Annotated in this window: 20 protein-coding genes; 9 read left to right on the forward strand and 11 right to left on the reverse strand. The window is 55.4% G+C overall.

What is annotated here, in order from left to right:
* Positions 1 to 106 precede the first annotated feature (106 nt).
* The 8 genes from ftsW to trhP all read right to left on the reverse strand — a co-directional run bounded on the left by ftsW (position 107) and on the right by trhP (position 9,979).
* Positions 107 to 1,336 carry a putative lipid II flippase FtsW gene (ftsW, locus tag H3L93_RS03740; protein WP_003796743.1) on the reverse strand — a complete coding sequence of 410 codons (1,230 nt, stop codon included), beginning with the start codon at positions 1,334 to 1,336 and terminating at the stop codon, positions 107 to 109.
* A 211-nt stretch (positions 1,337 to 1,547) separates the two neighbouring features.
* Entirely contained in the window at positions 1,548 to 3,047 is a 1,500-nt protein-coding gene (locus tag H3L93_RS03745; protein WP_003796740.1) for a GH3 family acyl-acid amido synthetase, read from the reverse strand.
* 456 nt (positions 3,048 to 3,503) lie between these two features.
* Positions 3,504 to 4,001, reverse strand: coding sequence for a hypothetical protein (locus H3L93_RS03750; RefSeq protein ID WP_003796739.1), 498 nt, complete (start codon positions 3,999 to 4,001; stop codon positions 3,504 to 3,506).
* A 69-nt stretch (positions 4,002 to 4,070) separates the two neighbouring features.
* Positions 4,071 to 5,066: a protein NO VEIN domain-containing protein gene (locus H3L93_RS03755; RefSeq protein ID WP_169303481.1), complete on the reverse strand. Its 996-nt coding sequence runs from the start codon at positions 5,064 to 5,066 to the stop codon at positions 4,071 to 4,073.
* Between the two features lie 68 nt (positions 5,067 to 5,134).
* Positions 5,135 to 5,269: a hypothetical protein gene (locus H3L93_RS13295; RefSeq protein WP_281365038.1), complete on the reverse strand. Its 135-nt coding sequence runs from the start codon at positions 5,267 to 5,269 to the stop codon at positions 5,135 to 5,137.
* Between the two features lie 10 nt (positions 5,270 to 5,279).
* Positions 5,280 to 7,979, reverse strand: coding sequence for an FG-GAP-like repeat-containing protein (locus H3L93_RS03760; protein WP_003796736.1), 2,700 nt, complete (start codon positions 7,977 to 7,979; stop codon positions 5,280 to 5,282).
* 385 nt (positions 7,980 to 8,364) lie between these two features.
* The gene (locus tag H3L93_RS03765; protein WP_040558688.1) at positions 8,365 to 8,553 is read right to left on the reverse strand and encodes a hypothetical protein; all 189 of its coding nucleotides are present in this window, start codon (positions 8,551 to 8,553) and stop codon (positions 8,365 to 8,367) included.
* Between the two features lie 28 nt (positions 8,554 to 8,581).
* On the reverse strand, positions 8,582 to 9,979 hold the full coding sequence (gene trhP / locus H3L93_RS03770; protein WP_003796734.1) for a prephenate-dependent tRNA uridine(34) hydroxylase TrhP: 1,398 nt from the start codon (positions 9,977 to 9,979) through the stop codon (positions 8,582 to 8,584).
* Between the two features lie 31 nt (positions 9,980 to 10,010).
* On the opposite strand from trhP, the gene H3L93_RS03775 reads away from it, so the two are divergent.
* Both H3L93_RS03775 and H3L93_RS03780 read left to right on the forward strand, forming a co-directional pair.
* The gene (locus tag H3L93_RS03775) at positions 10,011 to 10,304 is read left to right on the forward strand and encodes a hypothetical protein (RefSeq protein ID WP_155803154.1); all 294 of its coding nucleotides are present in this window, start codon (positions 10,011 to 10,013) and stop codon (positions 10,302 to 10,304) included.
* Between the two features lie 351 nt (positions 10,305 to 10,655).
* Positions 10,656 to 11,522, forward strand: a complete 867-nt coding sequence (locus H3L93_RS03780) for a DMT family transporter (RefSeq protein ID WP_040558686.1) — start codon at positions 10,656 to 10,658, stop codon at positions 11,520 to 11,522.
* 13 nt (positions 11,523 to 11,535) lie between these two features.
* Here H3L93_RS03780 and H3L93_RS03785 read toward each other — a convergent pair whose 3' ends face one another.
* On the reverse strand, positions 11,536 to 11,682 hold the full coding sequence (locus H3L93_RS03785; protein WP_003796725.1) for a hypothetical protein: 147 nt from the start codon (positions 11,680 to 11,682) through the stop codon (positions 11,536 to 11,538).
* A gap of 66 nt (positions 11,683 to 11,748) precedes the next feature.
* On the opposite strand from H3L93_RS03785, the gene H3L93_RS03790 reads away from it, so the two are divergent.
* Positions 11,749 to 11,904, forward strand: a complete 156-nt coding sequence (locus tag H3L93_RS03790; protein WP_155803153.1) for a hypothetical protein — start codon at positions 11,749 to 11,751, stop codon at positions 11,902 to 11,904.
* Between the two features lie 53 nt (positions 11,905 to 11,957).
* On the opposite strand, the gene trpB is transcribed toward H3L93_RS03790, so the two are convergent.
* The gene (gene trpB / locus H3L93_RS03795; RefSeq protein WP_003796720.1) at positions 11,958 to 13,160 is read right to left on the reverse strand and encodes a tryptophan synthase subunit beta; all 1,203 of its coding nucleotides are present in this window, start codon (positions 13,158 to 13,160) and stop codon (positions 11,958 to 11,960) included.
* Positions 13,161 to 13,315: 155 nt separating this feature from the next.
* Between trpB and H3L93_RS03800 the strand changes: the two genes are divergently transcribed.
* From H3L93_RS03800 to H3L93_RS03820, 5 genes are all read left to right on the forward strand, one after another.
* Positions 13,316 to 13,471 carry a hypothetical protein gene (locus H3L93_RS03800; protein WP_155803152.1) on the forward strand — a complete coding sequence of 52 codons (156 nt, stop codon included), beginning with the start codon at positions 13,316 to 13,318 and terminating at the stop codon, positions 13,469 to 13,471.
* Positions 13,468 to 13,644, forward strand: coding sequence for a hypothetical protein (locus tag H3L93_RS03805; protein ID WP_003796717.1), 177 nt, complete (start codon positions 13,468 to 13,470; stop codon positions 13,642 to 13,644). The genes H3L93_RS03800 and H3L93_RS03805 overlap by 4 nt, the downstream gene beginning before the upstream one ends.
* Positions 13,645 to 13,666: 22 nt before the next feature.
* On the forward strand, positions 13,667 to 15,112 hold the full coding sequence (tldD, locus tag H3L93_RS03810; protein WP_040558684.1) for a metalloprotease TldD: 1,446 nt from the start codon (positions 13,667 to 13,669) through the stop codon (positions 15,110 to 15,112).
* Positions 15,113 to 15,356: 244 nt separating this feature from the next.
* Complete coding sequence (locus H3L93_RS03815) at positions 15,357 to 15,923, forward strand: growth inhibitor PemK (RefSeq protein ID WP_211204735.1); 567 nt, start codon at positions 15,357 to 15,359, stop codon at positions 15,921 to 15,923.
* A gap of 96 nt (positions 15,924 to 16,019) precedes the next feature.
* Positions 16,020 to 16,697 carry a leucine-rich repeat domain-containing protein gene (locus H3L93_RS03820; RefSeq protein WP_003796705.1) on the forward strand — a complete coding sequence of 226 codons (678 nt, stop codon included), beginning with the start codon at positions 16,020 to 16,022 and terminating at the stop codon, positions 16,695 to 16,697.
* Between the two features lie 229 nt (positions 16,698 to 16,926).
* On the opposite strand, the gene yfaE is transcribed toward H3L93_RS03820, so the two are convergent.
* A complete protein-coding gene (gene yfaE, locus H3L93_RS03825) occupies positions 16,927 to 17,211 on the reverse strand; it encodes a class I ribonucleotide reductase maintenance protein YfaE (RefSeq protein WP_003796701.1) in 285 nt (94 codons plus the stop codon).
* A gap of 394 nt (positions 17,212 to 17,605) precedes the next feature.
* Here yfaE and H3L93_RS03830 point away from each other — a divergent pair, with 394 nt between their 5' ends.
* Positions 17,606 to 19,060, forward strand: coding sequence for a sodium:proton antiporter (locus H3L93_RS03830; protein WP_003796695.1), 1,455 nt, complete (start codon positions 17,606 to 17,608; stop codon positions 19,058 to 19,060).
* Positions 19,061 to 19,166 lie beyond the last annotated feature (106 nt).

Genomic DNA, 19,166 nt, shown 5'->3' on the forward strand with positions numbered 1-19,166 from the left:
TTTATTAAACGGGAGCGATGGGCAGCCTGAAAATTGTTTTTGCTTATATAAAGCGGTGCTTGTGTGATGCTAAATACTTTTCAGGCTGCCTTTTGCTGCTTGTGCATTATGCGTTTTCAGGCTGCTTTGTGTTGGGTTTTGCCTTGCGCTCGCGCGGGTCGGCAACGGAGAAACCACGGATGCGCAGGCGGTTTTCGTAGTCCACGCGCAGCAGCATGGTAAAGGCAATCAGCATAATCACCAGCGATGAGCCGCCGTAGGAAATCAGCGGCAGGGTTAGCCCTTTGTTGGGCAAGAGGCTGATGTTTACGCCGATGTTCACAAAACTTTGCGCCGCCACCCACACGCCTACGCCTGTGGCGATAAATGAATTGAAATGCAAATCTAAGTCGCGCGCTTGTTTGCCGATGGAAAAGGCGCGCCAAATAATCCAGAGATACACAAAAGAGAGCGCGGCAACGGCGATTAAGCCAAGCTCTTCGCCGATAACGGCGAGGATGAAGTCGGTGTGGGCTTCGGGCAGAAAGCCGCGTTTCATGATGGCGTTGCCCAAGCCTGTGCCCAGCAGGTCGCCTTGGTTCATGGAAAGCAGCGAGCCCAAGCCTTGGTAGCCTGCGCCGGTGGGGTCTTTCCATGGCTGCCACATCACTTCCATGCGGCGCATGCGGAATTCGGAGGTAACAATCATCAGCGTGGCAACGGCAATCATGACGCTAACCGCGCCCCAAAACCATTTCATCGGCACGTTGGCAAGATAAAGCAGGCAGATAAAGATACCGAAGATAACGATGGCGGAGCCTAAGTCGCGCGTGAGCGCCACCAGTGCGATGCCGATGCCGATGGGCATGCCCACCATAATCACGCGGCGAAAGTCGTGCAGCACATCGACGCGGCGTTTGAAAAAGCTCGCCATATACATGATGGTGATGAATTTGAACAGCTCGCTGGGCTGGATTTTGAAGCCGAACGGGGTGGCGAGCCAGCGGCGCGCGCCGTTGACGATTTCGCCGGTGAACGGGACGACCGCCATCACCGCTAGAGTGAGCAGCAAGAGATAGGTGGTCCAGCGTTGCCAGCGCCATAGGGGCACGCGCATCAGCCCGAACGAGACGGCCAGCCCGAGCAGGGCGAATTGGGTTTGTTTGATGAGAAAGAAGCCGCGGTTGTCGTAGCTGTTTAGCCCTGCTTGCGCGCCGGATGCGGAATACACCATCACCAAGCCGAAGCAGAGCAGGCACAGCAAAAGCCAAACGAAGGTTTTGTCGTAGGTTTCGCCGTTTTTGAGCAGGTTGCGGTCTAGGAGTTTGTCTAGCAGTGGGGTTTTGTGTGTGGACATGGAATCGGTTTCAGGCTGCCTTGGGGGCGGCGGGAAGGGTTGGCGGGAAAGGGATTGGGGCTGGGCTCGGGGCTTCGCTGCAATTTGTTATACCGGTTTTCAGGCTGCCTGAGCGGTTTGGCTGGCACAAGACGCAATGGATGGCTTTGCGCGGTGATAAGGCAGCCTGAAAACGGCAAGGGGGGTATTTTAACTGGATTGCGCGGGTTTTTCAGGCTGCTTTTGCGATGGGCGGCAGCAGCAGGGGGATTTTTTGCGTGCCGAGTACGCGGCTGCGGGCGTGTTGGCTGGCGTAGGCGAGTAGTTGGGGATGGGGGTGGGCGGTGAGGTTGCCGAGCTGTCCGATTTGTTGGGCGTAGTGGTATTGGGGGTTGGCGCATAGGGCGGTGTTGAGCGCGGCGAGAGCGTTTTCGGATGGGGTGAACGTGGGTTCGTGCCAAAGGATGTAGTGGGGCGTGGGGGTGCTTGTGCCTTGCAGCAAAAGGCAGCCTGAAACGGGGGCGAGGGCTTGGCGGATGGCTTGGGCGGCAAAGGCTTCGGTGAGTTTTTCGCCAACGAGGTCGCTGGTGAGGCTGCTGCGCCCGATAAAGTGCAGGCTGGGCACATGGGCGTAGGGCGAGGCTTGAGCGAGCAGCCAGTCTTGGATGTCGTAGCGATATAGCCCGCCTTGGGTGGTGAGAATAAGGCGGTAGCGGTTGCCGTGTTGCAGTTGGTGCAGGGGGCGGATTTGGCCGTGTTCGTCGGCGAATTCGTAGTAGTGGCTGGTGAGCGCGGGCAGCAGGCAGCCTGAAAACGGCAGGGTGGTGATGCCTTCGGTGGCGAGCAGTCCTTTGCCTTGCAGATGGGCATGGGGGAACAGTTGGCGCAGTTGCGCGGCGGGTGCGGCGGCGGTGTGGCTGTCCCAGCAGCTGATGGTGTCTAGCTGTGTCCAGATTTGTTGGGTGCGGGGGATGGCGGGGGCTAGGGCTTGGGCAAGGGTGCGGCGGCGGTGGGCATCGGGGATGTGGCGTAAGATGGTGTCTTGTTGTTGGTGCAGGGTGTGGACGATGTTGAGCAGCAGGGTGGGGCTCCATGCAGAAATCAGGCTTAGGCTGGGGCTTTGAGCGAGTAGGGTGGCGGTGCGGATTTGCCAGTCTGCGGGGCTTTGGGCTTGGGCAAGCTGGGGTTGGTGGAGTATTTGCGGGGCGATGCGCTGGGCGAGTGCGCTGCCTAGGTAGTTTAGGTCGTTGCCTGTGCCGATGGGGATGCCGCTTGCGGTGTGGCTGCGGCTGCGGGCGGCGGGGCTGATGATGAAGTAAAGGCAGCCTGAAAAGGCGTGGGGGCGCTGGGCGATGAGGTCGGCAAACCATGCGTGGATGCCGTGTTGAAAGGCGGTGAGCAGGGGGGCGGTGTAGGGGATGAGTTTTGCGCCTGCGGTGGAGCCGCCTGTTTCTTCAAATTGGATGATGGGGCTGCTGGTGAGCAGGTTGCGCTCGCCGTGGGCATGGCGGGCGATAAGGGGGGCGAGGGATTCGTAGCTTTGGATGGGGACGCGCTGGGCGTAGTCTTCGGGGCTGTGGATTTGGGCGAAGTTGTGTTGTTGTCCGAATTGGCTGTGTTGGTTGCTGCGCAGGATGGTGTGCAGGATTTGGGCTTGGGTGTGTTGGGGGCGGCGCAGGGCGGTTTGGTAGGCGGTGTGGGCGGGGGTGAGGAGGGATGGGAGGGTGGGCATGGTGTTGGGGTGGGCGTTGTGGATGAGGTGGGTTTCAGGCTGCCTTTTGGAATATAGGGATGAGGCAGCCTGAAATGAAGTTTGGCGACGCTCAAATGGCGTTGGCAGTGCTTCGGTTAATGTTTCTGATGGATTGACCTTTGCGCCTTATCGCGGCGCGGGCGACTTACTTTCTTTGCTTCGTCAAAGAAAGTAAGCAAAGAAAGGCGACCCCGACGTGCAGCTCTGCTTCACAGACTTCCCTTACTCCGCATCCTTTTTTCGGCGCGTGCGAACTAGCCACACTTTGCGCGTCGTCGGACAAGCGCACGCTTTTTCCCGAAAAAAGGATGCTGCGTTCGGCTGGACGTAGGGGAGAGGCAGCAGCATCAAACGTTTGTGATGGATTAAGCAGCTTGAAGACAGGTTAGATGCTTATTGGCAACGAGCCGCTGCCCCATTGAGGCAGCCTGAAAATCATTTGGGCTTGCGGCGGATGGTTTTGTGGAAAGTGATGGTTTGCACGGGCGCGCGGGTGAGCTGTTTGGGCAGGGTGGTCAGCGCGATGATTAGGATGGTGGCGGCGTAGATGAGCAGCCATGCGCCGTTGGCGGCGCGTGCGCCTAGCCCTGTGGCGGCGGCAAGTGCGGCGCCAAATAGCCATGCGAGCAGGGTGCCGCTGCCTGCGAGATAAAGGGCGTAGTGGATTTGGCGGCGCATCATTTTTTGCTGGGCGGCGCGGGCGAGAATAAAGGCGATGATGGCGTTGAGCAGATAGATGATGAACAGGGCGAAAAGGAATTGTTCGTCCCATGCGAGCCATTGGCGTTGCTGATGTTGGGTGGTGTATAGGATGGCGCGGGGATGGTTGAACAGCAGGGCAATCAGGTCGTGCAGCGCGGTGAACAGGATGGGGGCGAGGGCAAGGGTGGCGAGGCAGAAGCGGAGGTGGGGGCGGGGTTCTTGGGTGTTCATGGTGTGTTTTTGGGGGAGTGAGGCAGCCTGAAAATGGGGTTTGGGGTGTTTTCAGGCTGCCTTGCTTGATTAAAGACAACTTATTGAAGCACTTTCTTTGGTTTTTATTTCTAATAGACGGTCTGCTTCATCTTCGGTTTCAACTATCCACGCTTTGCGTTCAGAGCTATAACGACAGACAGAAAGTTTAGGCTGCTTTAAAGCATTGACTACAACCGCTAAACGATAGTCTTCTTTTTCTTCCGAAAACGCTTTGTACTCATTCGGGGTTAATTCAACAGAGAAAACTGAACCTGATAAACCTTTTACTTCAATCCGTAATTCACGTTTACCACTTTTAGCAACCAAATCCCATCCAAGATTATCTTTTTCTACACTTTCTATTTCGTAACCCAAATTTTCAAAGTGTGCGCAACAGACTTGAATAGCAGTTTTTTCAACTTCCACTTTTCGTTCTTGATTAACTTTGTTTGTGTGTTTAGTGGTTATATGGTTAGAAGATTCTTTTTGTTTAATAAACTCTATGACATTGTGAATAATGGGTAAATTTTTTTCTTGGTCTGCATACCAAATATTACTCTGTCCAATACCTCCTTGGTCTGGATTAGTATTGGCGCGAGGAATAATAAATGTGCGAGCGTCAACTGGTAATAAAACTGCGTCTTTGGCGGCGGCTTCAATCAAATAACGAGAAATACCATTCTCTTTTTGTAAGTTTGGTATTTTTTTGAAGTGTTGGAACTCTTTAAAAACAGTGGCGTTCTTATACCAGCCAACAATAACTGTATGTCCACCAAGCCCTTTTGGTCGTGTAGCCAGCCAAATAACCAAGACGTTATCTAAAAAATTATTCTGATTATTTTCATCAATGCGTTCCAAACTAATGCTTCGGTCATTTGCTGGTTGAACATACCCATATACCCGTTCATTTGTGGAATGAAAGTTACAAACTTCATGTCCCATTCCTTTTTCACTTACAAAAGAGCCACCACCACTAATTTGGTCATTATCAGTTAGCCCCTGATATTTTTCCATCCAACCAATATTGCAAAATAAAATTCTCATTTTTGTATCCCCATAGTAAAAGAAATATTTGATTAAAAATCCAGCATACAAAGGCAGCCCGAAAAGGGTTAAATGTGTTTTGGCGATGAGCCGTCGCCGCTCCATTGAGTAGGCAGCCTGAAAAGGGAAAACAAGGGTTTCAGGCTGCCTTGAACGATGTGCGTGGTAAAGCCATACGCCCTGCAACGGGGTGGTAAACCCACGGTGGTAAACCTATGGTTGCTCCACCCGATGATAACGCCCTGTTTCCAATTCCATCTCTTGCGCTTTGCCGTGTCCGCACCATTGAATTTGGATGCGGATTTTTTTGGCGTTCAGGCTGCCTAAGCCAAATAGGATGCGGCGGTCGCTTTGCGCAGCCAGCCCGTTGTTGGCATAGACTTCGCGGGCGATGGGCGGCTGGTTGGCGGGGTAGGCGATGACTTTGCTGTGGTAGGCGTTGCGGGCGCAGGTTTTGCCGTTGCCCACCAAATCCAGCCCCAGCCATGCGGCGGGTTGGCTGTCGTTGCGATAGAGGGTGGGGGGCGCGGTCATGTGGGTTACCAGCAGGTCGGGGTCGCCGTCGTTGTCAAAATCGGCGTGTATCATGCCGCGCGATGTGCCTGTGTAGTCTGCGCCTGCTTGTTTGGCGACATCAATAAAGTAGTCGCCTTGGTTGAGATAGAGCCTGTTGGCTTCGTTGCCAAACACGCAGCGTCCGCGCACGTCTGCCCAGCGGTCGGCATAGCCGTGCACATCGGGGTTGGTGAGGGCGATTTGGGCGTTCCAATACCAATAGTCGGGGCATTGGGCTTCTTTTTTGTCGTAGGCATCGTCTGCCATGCCGTTGGCTTGCGCCATGTCTAGCTTGCCGTCGCGGTTGAAGTCGGCGTAGGTTGCGCCCCAACCAAAGCGTTGTTCGTTGAGCGCGTTGCGCTTGGCGGCTTGGTCTTGAAACATGGCGGCATCGGCTTGCCCTGCTTGGCTTTGGTTTACCCACAGCAGGCTGCCTTCGGCTTGCAGTTTTTCGTGCACATTGGAAACGTGAATATCGGGCTTGCCATCGCCTGAAATGTCGCCGAGGGTGGCGTTCATGCCTTTGTAGGTGTCGCGCCCGATGCTGCCTGAAAACGTGCCGCGTATGGCTTGGAAGCCTTTGCCTTGGCGGTTGATGTAAAGCTCGTCTGGGCCAAAATCGTTGGCGATGTATAGGTCGGGGTAGCCGTCTGCATTTAGGTCGCCTGCGCCAATCGCCATCGTCCAATGCTTGCCTTGCAAACCGCTTTCGGCGGCGGGGACGAGCTGGAACGTGCCGTTGCCCATGTTTTGATAGAGCCAGTTTTCATCGGCGTTGTCGGCGTTGTGCCATGAGCGGTGCATCACGTTAAACATCCGCCTGTCGCCTGCGTATTGCGGTTTAGGCAGCCTGAAAATGTTGTAGGGCTGCGGGGTGTTGTAATCGGGCAAATAGCGTTGCATCACGTTGCCGATGATGATGTCGTCCAGCCCGTCTTGGTTGTAGTCCAGCACATTGGCGGCGGTGCTGATTTGATAGGGGGCGATGCCTGCTTGCTCGGCGATGGAAGTGAAGCCGAGTTTGCCTGTTTGCGCCAACTCGTTGCGCAGCAGAATGCCTTTGCCAAAGCCTACGCCCAAGAGCAAGTCTTGGTCGCCGTCGTTGTCAAAATCCAGCCATGTGGCAGAAGCGATGATGCCGTGGTTTTCAGGCTGCCTGCGGTTGGGGTCCAGCTGGGGCAGGGGGAATTTTTCAAATTGGAAATTGCCTTTGTTGATGTATAACTGGGCGCGGTCGGCTTCGGCTTTAAGCGGCTGGGTGAGAAAAATATCGGGCAAGCCGTCTTGGTTTACATCCGCCACCGCGCCTGCATCGCCCACCGAAAGCAGCCATTTGGCAACGTGGCGCATTTGCGGGTCGGTGCGCTCCAAAATATCGCCTTGCGCGCCCGTTAAGCCGCTTTGGCTGGCGGGAATTTGCACCAATTTGAAGCCGATGTCTTGGCTACCTGCAAAGGAATGGCTGGCTTTATACGCGCCTATGCCTGTTGCGCCGATGATGGCGATGGCTAAGGCAGCCTGAAAATGGGTTTGGATGGCGTTGCGCCAGTTGATTTGTTGGCGCGTTTGCCAGAATAGATAGATGCCGCGCAGGGTGAAATAGGCAAAGCCTGCGTAGAACAGGGTGGAGAATTGTTGGAATTTGTGCAGCGCAAGGTCTATCACCACGATAATCGCCGCCATGCCGATTTGCCCTTTTTTGCTGCTGGGCGACGTGGGCGGGTCGGGCAGCATAAAGAACACAAACAGATAAAACGCGGGCGAAGTGAACGCGCCCATAAACAGCGTTTCGGCGGGGATGTGGTGGCGCAGAATATAGGCGCGAAAGCCCACTTGGGCGGCGTAGAACAGCAAAAACGAGCCAATTAGCCATGCGCGGTGGATGTTCACGCGCACCAGCATGATGGCGGCGGTGGCGACAAAAAAGGCGACCACGCCCGAGCCGCCCCATTGGTAGGCGGGCGATGGCGTTATCATGCCGCCACCAAAAAACAGCGCGGCAACAATGCCAAACAGCGAAGGGTTGTAAATATGCTTGCCGTTTACCGTGAACAAATATTTGGAGGCGATGGCGAAAAACGGCGGCAGCAGGGCAAACCAAATGCCGTGCGCAAAATTGGTGAGCATGGATAGGCTGGTGCCTGTAATCGCCGCGCTGAGTGGGAACAGTGGTGTGGTGCGGCGTAGGATGGTGTGCAGGGTTAAATCGGTGAGCACGGAGGTGACGACGATGGCGGCGATTTGCCACGGGCTGCGGTTGAAGCCCCAAAATAGGATGCCGAACGCGAGAAAAGTGAGTTGCAAGCCGAGCACAGCCCAGCGCGGGTCTTGGCGGGATGGGATTTTGGGGAAAGGCATGGTGTGGGTTTGTGAATGAGAATGTGGGATAAGGCAGCCTGAAAATAGGTTTGGGGCTGGTTAGCGAAAGGGCGGATTTTATACTAGGGGTGGGAGTGGGGCAAAGGGCTGTGGGGTGGTTTTCAGGCTGCTTTGGGTGGGGTAAAGGCAGCCTGAAAAGGGTCGTGATGGAGCGTCGGCGGCTCGCCGACATTTGTATGGGGTAGCGTCCTAAAAAGTATGCTGCACTGCTGTTCCTTCCTCCGCTGGCGGGTGAGGGTTAGGGTGGTAGGTTAAACAGCCACCCCCACCCTAACCCCTCCCCCGCCAGCGGGAGAGGGAACAGATTGCGTAGTTTTTAACCAGTACTGCTTGCTATCAATAAATAGTCAAGCCAGCATTCTTTTTAGGGCACCATCTTGTATGGATGCAATGGGTTGGCACGCATTACAGGCGCGGGCGCGATGGTGGGCAGCCTGAAATAGTTATGCGCGTGGGGTGCAGGGGCTTGCCCCTGCTCGTGGTAGGCGGCGAAACGCCTGCTCTGGCAAAATATTGGCGTGCTAAAAGGCAGCCTGAAACGGTATTTATCCATTTTCAGGCTGCCTTTTGCTGCGCTATGCCTATCCGCCGCAGCCACTCGTTGCCACGGATACGCTGCCATCACTCTGAATCACCCTTGCCACCAACGCTTTCTCTCGCCCCTGCATATTTGGAATCTGCACCTGAATGCCGTTGCCCGCCGCCACGTCCACAAACTCGTTTTTGCGTTTCATTTGGTCTAACACAATCAGCTGATTACCGCGCGGATGGATGATTTCCAGCGTATCGCCCAGCGCAAAGCGGTTTTTCACGTCCACCGTTGCCCAGCCGTCGGCGTCCACTTCGCGGATTTGCCCGACAAACTGGCTTTGCTTGGCGATGGAATGCCCGTAAAGATAATTTTGGTATTCCTGCGTTTGGTGGCGTTCCAAAAAGCCGCTGGTGTAGCCGCGGTTGGCTAGCCCTTCCAATTCGGCGAGCAGGCTGTAATCGAAGGGGCGGCCGGCCACGGCATCGTCAATCGCTTTGCGGTAGGACTGGGCGACGCGGGCAACGTAGTAAACCGATTTGGTGCGCCCTTCCACTTTCAGGCTGTCCACGCCGATTTCGGCAAGTTTGGCCACCTGCTCGATGGCACGCAGGTCTTTGGAATTCATGATGTAGGTGCCGTGTTCGTCTTCCATAATCGGCATGAGTTCGCCGGGGCGGTTGCTCTCTTCAATCAGGAAAACTTTGTTGGCGGCGGGGTGGCGCTGCTGGCCGTTGATGCCTTCAAAGGCGGCGTTGGCTTCTTCTTGGGCGGCCTGAAAATTGAAGCCGCTGAGTGCTTTTACATCGCCCATTTCGTCCGTTTCCGTGTCGTGGACTTTGTAGTCCCAGCGGCAGGAATTGGTGCAAGTGCCTTGGTTGGGGTCGCGGTGGTTGAAGTAGCCCGAAAGCAGGCAGCGGCCGGAATAGGCGATGCACAATGCGCCGTGCACGAACACTTCCAGTTCGATGTCGGGGCATTCTTGGCGGATTTCGGCGATTTCGTCCATGCTCAATTCGCGCGACAGGATGATGCGTTCCACGCCGATGTTTTGCCAAAATTTCACGCCCCAATAGTTGGTGGTGTTGGCCTGCACGGACAGGTGCACGGGCATGTCGGGGTATTTGTCGCGCACTTCCATAATTAAACCGGGGTCGGCCATGATGAGCGCGTCGGGCTTCATGGCGATAAGGGGCTGCATGTCGGCGTGGAAGGTTTTGAGCTTGCTGTTGTGCGGCAGGGTGTTCACGGTGAGGTAGAATTTTTTGCCGCGCGCGTGGGCTTCGCTGATGCCTTGTTGTAGCACGTCCAGCTTGGCGAATTCGTTGTTGCGGGCGCGCAGGGAGTAGCGTGGGCTGCCTGCGTACACGGCATCTGCACCGAAATTGAAGGCGGTCTGCATGCGCTCTAAGCCGCCGGCGGGAAGGAGAAGCTCGGGGGATTTTTTCATTTTGGAATACTCTTGATGATGTTGAATCAAAGTGCGCTATTTTAGCGCGTTTATGGGTTTCAGGCTGCCTTTGTTGATGATGCAAAGGCAGCCTGAAAATGGGTTTGCGCTTTGTGGCAAGCATTGGCGGTGTAAAAGGCAGCCTGAAAACGCGGTTGTCGTTAAATCCATCGGCAGCCTATGGAGCGTCGGCGGCTCGCCGACATTTTGTTTGACAACACGCGCAATGTTATTAACTGTGCCATTGGGCGATAAATTGTGGCTGTATTATGTGTTTAGCAAAGATTTTCAGGCTGCCTTGGGCTGGAATACAAAGGCAGCCTGAAAATGGGTTGGTGCTTTATGGTTGGCTTTTGGCGTAGCTTTAACCATGCGTCTCATGCCGACGGGGCACTTACTTTTCTTTGCTTCGCCAAAGAAAAGAATGCTGCGTTCGGCTGGACGTAGGGGGAAAGGCAGTAGTATCAAACAGTTGTGATGGATTAGATACTGTATTTCGCGGCAAGGCAGCCTGAAAACCAATCCATCCAGTAAAAAAGCCGTTTGGCTCAACGCCAAGCGATTTTATTTTTTCAGGCTGCCACAATCACCGCATTTTAGACTTCCCACTCCATCCCGCTACGCAAACCACCCAAATTCCACTAGAATGCGTGTTTTTTCGTTTGCAGGATTTGTTATGTTTTATTTGTTAATCAGTATATTAGCCAGCGTTTCCGTGTCGGTGTTGCTCAAAATCGCGCGGCAAAAGCAAATCGGTTTGGCGCAAGCCATTGGTGTGAACTATGCGGTGGCGACGCTGCTTACCGCCGCACTGCTGGAACCCAACTTCGCCAACTGGCAACAAACCCTGCTGCCGCACGCATGGCTGTTTGGCTTGCTGGGCGTGTTGCTGCCCAGCGTGTTTGTGATTATGGGCAAGGCGGTGCAACACGCGGGGATTGTGAAATCGGATGCGGCGCAGCGCTTGTCGCTGTTTTTGCCTGTGCTGGCGGCGTTCACGTTGTTTGGCGAAACGCTCACGCCGCATCGGGCGGCGGGCTTGCTGCTGGCGTTTGCCGCGCTGGCGTGTTTGTTGATTAAGCCGCAGAAAACGGCACTTTCTGGCTCAGGCAGCCTGAAAGAACAGATTGCCTGCCTGCTCGGCGTGTGGCTGGGCTACGGCGTGATTGATATTTTGTTTAAACAGCTTTCCAAAACGGCGGGCACGGGCAGCAATTTGTTGGTGATGTTTGCACTGGCAGGCGTGTTGATGGCGGGGTATTTGCTGGCGCAGAAAACGCGCTGGACACGCGCCGACATCATCGGCGGCATGGTTTTAGGCAGCCTGAATTTTGTGAATATTTTGTTTTATTTGAAAGCCCATCGCGCATTCAGCGGCAACCCCACGCTGGTGTTCGCCGGTATGAACATGGGCGTGATTGCGCTGGGCGCGCTGGTGGGTGCGGGCGTGTTTAAAGAAAAATTGAGCGCGTTGAATATCGCGGGCGTGCTGCTGGCGTTGGCGGCGGTGGGGTGTTTGTTTTATGGGGTGGGGTGGTTTTGATTTTGCTGTGCCGTTAGGTTTTCAGGCTGCCTAATCGGGGATGAGGCAGCCTGAAATCAATCTTGATTATTTTGTTAAACCTTGCGGCAGCCTGAAAAGCCAACCCTATTTTCAGGCTGCCTATTGTGCGAGATGGAAACCATGCCCATTCGTTCCCCAATCAATAATCGTGTTGAATTTATCGCTTTTTTGAGTCAGTTGATTGCCGAGCAGCAAGCGGGTGGATTTGCCAACAACACGCTGCCTGATTACCTTGCCGCGTTCAAATTTTGCCGAGGATTATGACGGTTTTTGCGCCCGCCTTGCCGATGCGCCCGACCCCGAAGCCGCCGGTTGGCAAGCGGTTGCCGATATGCTGGCGGCTGCGGCTGTTTATGAATAAGGCAGCCTGAAATATGAAAAACGCATTTTCAGGCTGCCTCATTGTTCGCAAAACTAAATCTCAATTCCTTTCAGCTTCGCCACGGTGTTGATGTCTTTATCTCCGCGCCCTGATAGGTTCACCAAAATCACTTGGTCTTTGCCCATTTTTGGCGCGTTTTCTACTGCCCATGCCAGCGCGTGGCTGCTTTCCAGTGCAGGGATGATGCCTTCGTATAAGCATAGTAAATCAAAGGCTTGCAAGGCGGCTTCGTCGTTGGCAACGGTGTATTCCACGCGCTTGATGTCGTGCAGATGGCTGTGTTCGGGGCCGATACCAGGGTAGTCCAAGCCTGCGGATACGGAGTGCGTGCCGAGGATTTGCCCGTTGTCGTCTTGCATCAAATAACTGCGAAAGCCGTGCAGCACGCCGATGGGGGCGTGGGATGAGATGGGCGCGGCGTGGCTGGCGGTGTGGATGCCCAAGCCGCCTGCTTCTACGCCAACTAGGCGGGTTTGCGTTTCGGCGATATAGGGGTGGAACAGCCCGATGGCGTTGGAGCCGCCGCCCACGCAGGCAACGGCAACATCAGGCTGCCGCCCGATGGCTTCTTGCATTTGCGCTTGGGCTTCGCGCCCGATGACGCATTGAAAATCGCGCACCATTTCGGGATAGGGCGCGGGACCGGCGGCGGTGCCGATGATGTAGAAGGTGTCGTCCACGCGGGCAACCCATTCGCGCATGGCTTCGTTCATTGCGTCTTTAAGCGTGCGGCTGCCGCTTTCTACGCTGACGACGTTGGCGCCTAGCAGCTTCATGCGGAACACGTTGGGGGCTTGGCGGATGATGTCGTCTGCGCCCATGTAAACATGGCATTCCATGCCAAAGCGTGCGGCGACGGTGGCGCTGGCTACGCCGTGTTGCCCTGCGCCTGTTTCGGCAATCACGCGCTTTTTGCCCATGCGGCGGGCGAGTAGGGCTTGCCCGATGGTGTTGTTGATTTTGTGTGCGCCTGTGTGGTTCAGGTCTTCGCGTTTGAGCCAGATTTGCGCGCCGCCGAGATGCTTGGACAGGCGTTCGGCGTGGTAAACGGGGCTGGGGCGGCCCACATAGTGTTTCAAATCGCGCTCAAAATCTGCCCAAAATTGCGGGTCTTGCTTGGCGGCGGCGTAGGCTTGGGCGAGTTCTTGCAGCGCGGGAATCAGCGTTTCGGCAACGTACACGCCGCCGTGTTCGCCGAAAAAGCCTTGTTCGTTGGGGGCTTGGTAGTTTTGCATGATGGGTTTCCTTTGGGACGATGAATGTTAAGAAAGTTTAACGGATGATAGCATAAGGAGCGGTTTCAGGCTGCCTGTTGGGAATGGGGCAATAGTATTAAACGTAGCTGATAGACTAGGCAGCCTGAAATCCAATCCATCCGGCAAAAAACCTTTTGGCAGAACACCAAACGATTTTGCATTTTCAGGCTGCCTTTGCACCGCCCAACGGCAGCCTGAAACGCTTGCGCCACAGCAACGGAACAAGAGTGGGTATGGCGGCGATACGCCATGTTCTGTTTCAAACTGCGCGAATGATTGGGGCAGCTTGAAAAGCAATCATCCCGTTTTGCCGTTTCAGGCTGCCTTTGCTCAATCTGCCATTTTGGCGACGAGCTGTCGCCGCTCCATTTGGGTTTCGCTAAACGTTATTTCAGGCTGCCCCATCCCCCAAAGGCAGCCTGAAACCCGCCCTTCAATTTCCAGTATAATCCGCTTCTTTTGATTATTTAGGCAGCCTGAAAACCATGCACCCCATCTCTCAAACCGTCGCGCAAAATCTGCTCCATGCCAACCATCTTTCCGCTGAAAATCTTGCTCAATCGCTCGCCCTTATCGGCGTGCGTCATGTTGATTACGCGGATATTTATTGCCAGCGCACCGCGTTTGAAAGCTGGCATTTGGATGAAGGCATTGTGAAATCAGGCAGTTATCAGATTAACCAAGGCGTGGGCGTGCGCGCGGTGTCGGGTGAGAAAACCGCGTTTGCCTATGCCGACAGCCTAAGCGAAGATGCCATCCGCCGCGCCGCCCAAGCCGTGCGCGTGATTGGCGAAGCGGGCAACGCAACGCCTGTGCGCGTGCCAGCGCAGGTTTCAGGCTGCCCCAACGCATACGGCGCGCTCAACCCGATTGCCACGCTGGATTCGCCGCAAAAAGTCGCCCTGCTGCAAAAAGTGGAAACGCTCGCCCGCGCCGCCGACCCGCGCATCGTGCAAGTGATGGCGGGTTTAACGTGCGAACACGATATGGTTTACATCGCGCGGCTGGACGGCAAACACGCCGCCGACATCCGCCCGCTGGTGCGCCTGAGCCTCACCGTCATCGCCAAGCAGGGCGAACGGCGCGAGCAGGGCAGCGCAGGCGGCGGCGGACGCTTTGATTTGGCGTATTTTGACGACGCGAAAATCCAAGAATATGTGAACCACGCCGTCAAACAAGCGCTCACCAATCTGGAATCCCGCCCCGCCCCCGCCGGCGCGATGACCGTCGTGCTCGGCAGCGGCTGGCCGGGCATTTTGCTGCACGAAGCCGTGGGGCATGGTTTGGAAGGCGATTTCAACCGCAAGCAAACCAGCGCGTTTTCAGGGCTCATCGGGCAGCGCGTCGCCGCCAAAGGCGTAACCGTGATTGACCAAGGCAACATCGCCGAGCGTCGTGGCAGCCTGAATATTGACGACGAAGGCAACGAAACGCAGCGCACCGTGTTGATTGAAGACGGCATCCTAACAGGCTATATGCAAGACGAAACCAATGCGCGGCTGATGGGCGCAAGCCCCACGGGCAACGGGCGGCGCGAAAGCTATTCATCCGCCCCCATGCCGCGCATGACCAACACCTTTATGGAAAACGGCACGCACGAAGCCGAAGAAATCATCGCCAGCATCGATAAAGGCATCTACGCCGTAAACTTTGGCGGCGGGCAAGTGGACATCACCAGCGGCAAATTCGTCTTCTCCGCCAGCGAAGCATGGTGGGTAGAAAACGGCAAATTACAATACCCCGTGAAAGGCGCAACCATCATCGGCAACGGCCCCGAAGTGCTGAAACACGTTTCCATGATTGGCAACGACAGCAGCTTAGACACAGGCATCGGCGTGTGCGGCAAAGACGGGCAAAGCGTGCCCGTGGGCGTGGGGCAGCCCACGCTGCGGATTGACGCGGGGCTGACGGTGGGCGGCAGCGAGGCGTAGTGGAATAAGGCGGGCAATCGTGTGAACAAGGTTGCCCGCCGTTTTTCAGGCTGCCTCGGATGTCGCACCCAACCCCAAAGGCAGCCTGAAAAGCCATCTCCCCATTCCAAACCCCAAACAGGAGCCCCAACCAGGAAAAGCAAAGAATTTATCCGCGGGCTGATGGCATACATCAAAGCGCATTACCAACACCCCCGATGCCGTGTTTTTGAAAGAAGAGCTGAAATTCAAACAGGGAAAATACGTGTACGCCTATTTGGCTTTTGAGCATTCAAGCATAGCCGAAGGGATAACGCTGCATATTTCCGTGTACAGCAAAGAAATGGCGCGTTTTTCCACGGAAAACCCGCTCCTTTGCCCGCAGCCGTTAAAGCCGAATGATGTGGTTTTCGTGAAAAATCCCATTCAAAGCAGCGCAGACTACCACGCCCCGCCGCTCACCGTCTATCCGCACGGCGATGCCGTCAAACTGCCCGAAACAGAAGCCGAAGCCGAGCTGATTTACGCCGACGTGTTGCAGCATTTGCAGCAGTACCATATCCCCATCATCCGCGCTATTCACGAATGCAGCGCCGATACACTCAAATACTTGGCAGCGTATCCCAACGCATTCCGACTCAAAGCGCTGACCGCCGATTACATCGTCCGCCGCCACAATCTGACCGCCGATAACAAACTGGTGCAGGACTTGTTCGCCTTCGACGACAAAGTAACCGCCAACGAAAACAGACTGTTTTCCCAACACGATTTGATTTTCGGCAACAACGAGTTTGACCAAGCCATCAAACAACGCATCATGCAGGCAGCCTGAAAGCCGTTTTCCCCGTTTTCAGGCTGCCTTGATGCCGTCTGAAACCCCAAAGGCAGCCTGAAAACCACGCCCAACCCAATCCACCGAAAGCTAACCATGCCCAAACTCAACCTTGCCCACATCCACCTGCACCAGCAACCCGACGGCACGCGGGAAATCTGCGTCGCCCCCGAGTATCGTGCCCACGGTACGCAAGCCGCCGCCTATTACCAAGCCCGCGACACCACCCCCGTTGCCCTGCGCATCACCACCGCCTTTCTGCCGTTTGAGCAGCGGCAGCCTGAAAACCAAAGCGCCGAAAACCTAAATTTCGCCGCGCTCGCCCATTGCCCCGCGCTGCAACGCCTGTCGTTCAGCGAATACCGCGCCCGCCAATACAGCAACCTTGCCGCGCTCTACGCCCTGCGCCACCTCACCCATCTTACCCTGCCGCACCAATCCCAGCCCAAAATCGACCTCGCCCAATTCCCCCAACTGCGCGAACTCAGCTGCGCAGGCAAAGGCAACGCGCACAACCTAAGCCAAGCCGCATCGCTGCAACGGCTGTATCTGTTTTCGTTTAAAAACAAAGACCTCAGCGCGTTAGGCAGCCTGAAAAAACTGCAACAGCTCACCCTTATCCGGCCCGCCATAGAAACGCTGAACGGCTTAACCGAGTTACTGCAATTGGAAACGCTGGATATTGCCTACGCCCGCAAGCTGCACGACATCAGCGCGTTGCAGCAATGCCCGTGGTTCAAATCGGTTGCGCTGCCCGCCAAGTTTCAAGGGTGAGTCCTATCCTTGCCCGCTTAATTGATACGCGATTGATACGCGCACAGGCAGCCTGAAAAACAAAACCGTTTGGTGTGCGCTAAACGGTTTTTTGTAGGATAGATTTGGGTTTCAGGCAAAGAAAGTAAGTCGCCTGCGCCGCAATAAGGCGCAAAGGCAAATCCATCAGAAATGCCAGACGAAGCACAATCAACACCATTCGAGCTTTACAAAATTTCGTTTCGGCTGCCTATTCTCCACCCTTACCATCCGCCTCATCCGCCCGCAAACAACACGCCACCGCCACATCCGATTCCAACACGCAACAACACGCCAAAACCTCCCCCTCGGCAATAAACGCCATCGGCATCTCCCGATACGACACCCGCCCCGCCAGCAGCTTCACCCTGCACGAGCCGCAATAGCCGCTGCGGCATTGGTATTCCACCGCATGGTTCGTGCGCTCCAAGCCCGCCAGCAGCGACTCGTCGGGCAGCAATTCAAATTCCGCATCCAGCGTGGTAACTTTAAACATAACGGCAGCCTGAAAAGCAAAAGCGCGAATTATAAGAGAAAACGCCGCCCGCTGTTTTCAGGCTGCCGCAACTTTCAGGCTGCCGCATCGCGCCGCCGTTCCCCCGCCCGCCGCAACATTTCTTAACCCAATCCAAAAAATCCCCACAAAAAGATGACTTTTCGTAAATAATTTTTTACAATCCATCTGTCTCAACAAAGGCGGCTTTTCAGGCTGCCTTATTCGTTTTACTCCTTTCTGCGTTTCCCCCACGCGGTAAACCCTTGCTCCACCCCCGTTTGCCGCGTTAGATTTTTCATGAATCGGCACAACCGAATCACGCGAAAATCCGCCACACGCCCCGCTTCACGAGCAAACAAGCCGCGCGTACCGCAGCACTCCATACAGGAAAACCATGAAACCCATCCAAATCATCTCGCCCCTGCTTGCGCTGATTGCGCCCGCCCTCGCCCAAGCCGCCGAATTTAACGCCGCCGAGCTTAGCCTCGCATGGGGCATCCCCTTCGCCCTTATCCTGCTTTCCATCGCCCTTGGGCCCTTGTTTTTCGCCAACATCTGGCATCACCACTTCGGCAAAATCACCCTCGGCTGGACGCTATTGTTCCTTATCCCGTTCACGCTCACCTTTGGCACACACCAAAGCCTGCACCTCATCGCCCATGCCATGATTGGCGAATACATCCCCTTTATCCTGCTGCTGCTCGCCTTATACACCATCTCGGGCGGCATCCTCGTGTGGGGCAATTTGCACGGCTCCGCCAAGCTCAACACCGCGCTGCTTGCCATCGGCACCGCGCTTGCCTCCGTTATGGGCACCACGGGCGCGGCGATGCTGATGATTCGCCCGCTGCTCAAAGCCAACGACAACCGCAAGCATAATGTGCACGTGGTCGTTTTCTTCATCTTTCTCGTTGCCAATATCGGCGGCGGCTTAACCCCGCTGGGCGACCCACCGCTCTTTCTGGGCTTTTTAAAAGGCGTAGATTTTGGCTGGACAGTCGTACACATGTTCCCACCCGTGTTGATTAGCACCATCGTGCTGCTCACCGTGTTCTACATCCTAGACAGCCGCTACTTTGCCCGAGCCGATGAAATCCTGCCCAAAGACCCCACCCCCGACAGCCATTTTCAGGCTGCCTTCCCCGCGGTGGACGGCATCAAAATCTACGGCAAAATCAACTTCTTGCTGTTAGCAGGCGTGATTGGCGCGGTGTTGTTATCAGGGCTATGGAAGCCCGAATCACACGGCTTTGAAATCCTTGGCGCGCACCTAGAACCACAAAACATGGCGCGCGATGCCATCCTGATTGTGCTTGCCCTGATTTCGCTGTGGGTAACGCCCAAGCAAGTGCGTGCGGGCAACGAGTTCAATTTTGACCCCATCGCCGAAGTCGCCAAACTGTTTGCAGGCATCTTCATCACCATCGCCCCCGTGCTTGCCATGCTGCAAGCGGGCGAAAAAGGCGCGTTCTCAGGCGTGATTGCGCTGGTGCACGATGCCGCGGGCAAACCCATCAACGCCATGTATTTTTGGATGAGCGGCATGCTATCGGGTTTCTTGGACAACGCCCCCACCTATCTCGTGTTTTTCAACATGGCAGGCGGCAACCCGCACGAGCTGATGCGCGGCGAGCTGTTTCACACGCTGCTGGCAATTTCCATGGGCTCGGTGTTTATGGGCGCACTCAGCTACATCGGCAACGCGCCCAACTTTATGGTGAAAGCCATCGCCGAGCAGCGCAAAGTCAAAATGCCCAGCTTCTTTGGCTACATGACTTGGTCGTTTGGCATTTTGATTCCGCTGTTTATCCTGCATACACTGGTGTTTTTTGTGTTCCAGATTTTCTAAGCGGAAAAGGCAGCCTGAAAACCGGTGTTATGGGTTTTCAGACTGCCTTGCTTTGACGGGGGATGGTGGCGGAAGCCGAATTTATACGGTATTGCAGCCCGTCCGT

Origin of the sequence: Kingella oralis (assembly GCF_014054985.1) — a bacterium.
GTDB classification, from domain to species: domain Bacteria; phylum Pseudomonadota; class Gammaproteobacteria; order Burkholderiales; family Neisseriaceae; genus Kingella_B; species Kingella_B oralis.

Coding starts and splice junctions, on each gene's coding strand:
- ftsW (WP_003796743.1), bottom strand. CDS start 1,336: ATGTCCACACACAAAACCCCACTGCTAGACAAACTCCTAGACCGCAAC.
- H3L93_RS03745 (WP_003796740.1), bottom strand. CDS start 3,047: ATGCCCACCCTCCCATCCCTCCTCACCCCCGCCCACACCGCCTACCAA.
- H3L93_RS03750 (WP_003796739.1), bottom strand. CDS start 4,001: ATGAACACCCAAGAACCCCGCCCCCACCTCCGCTTCTGCCTCGCCACC.
- H3L93_RS03755 (WP_169303481.1), bottom strand. CDS start 5,066: ATGAGAATTTTATTTTGCAATATTGGTTGGATGGAAAAATATCAGGGG.
- H3L93_RS03760 (WP_003796736.1), bottom strand. CDS start 7,979: ATGCCTTTCCCCAAAATCCCATCCCGCCAAGACCCGCGCTGGGCTGTG.
- H3L93_RS03765 (WP_040558688.1), bottom strand. CDS start 8,553: ATGGATAAATACCGTTTCAGGCTGCCTTTTAGCACGCCAATATTTTGC.
- trhP (WP_003796734.1), bottom strand. CDS start 9,979: ATGAAAAAATCCCCCGAGCTTCTCCTTCCCGCCGGCGGCTTAGAGCGC.
- H3L93_RS03780 (WP_040558686.1), top strand. CDS start 10,656: ATGTTTTATTTGTTAATCAGTATATTAGCCAGCGTTTCCGTGTCGGTG.
- trpB (WP_003796720.1), bottom strand. CDS start 13,160: ATGCAAAACTACCAAGCCCCCAACGAACAAGGCTTTTTCGGCGAACAC.
- tldD (WP_040558684.1), top strand. CDS start 13,667: ATGCACCCCATCTCTCAAACCGTCGCGCAAAATCTGCTCCATGCCAAC.
- H3L93_RS03820 (WP_003796705.1), top strand. CDS start 16,020: ATGCCCAAACTCAACCTTGCCCACATCCACCTGCACCAGCAACCCGAC.
- yfaE (WP_003796701.1), bottom strand. CDS start 17,211: ATGTTTAAAGTTACCACGCTGGATGCGGAATTTGAATTGCTGCCCGAC.
- H3L93_RS03830 (WP_003796695.1), top strand. CDS start 17,606: ATGAAACCCATCCAAATCATCTCGCCCCTGCTTGCGCTGATTGCGCCC.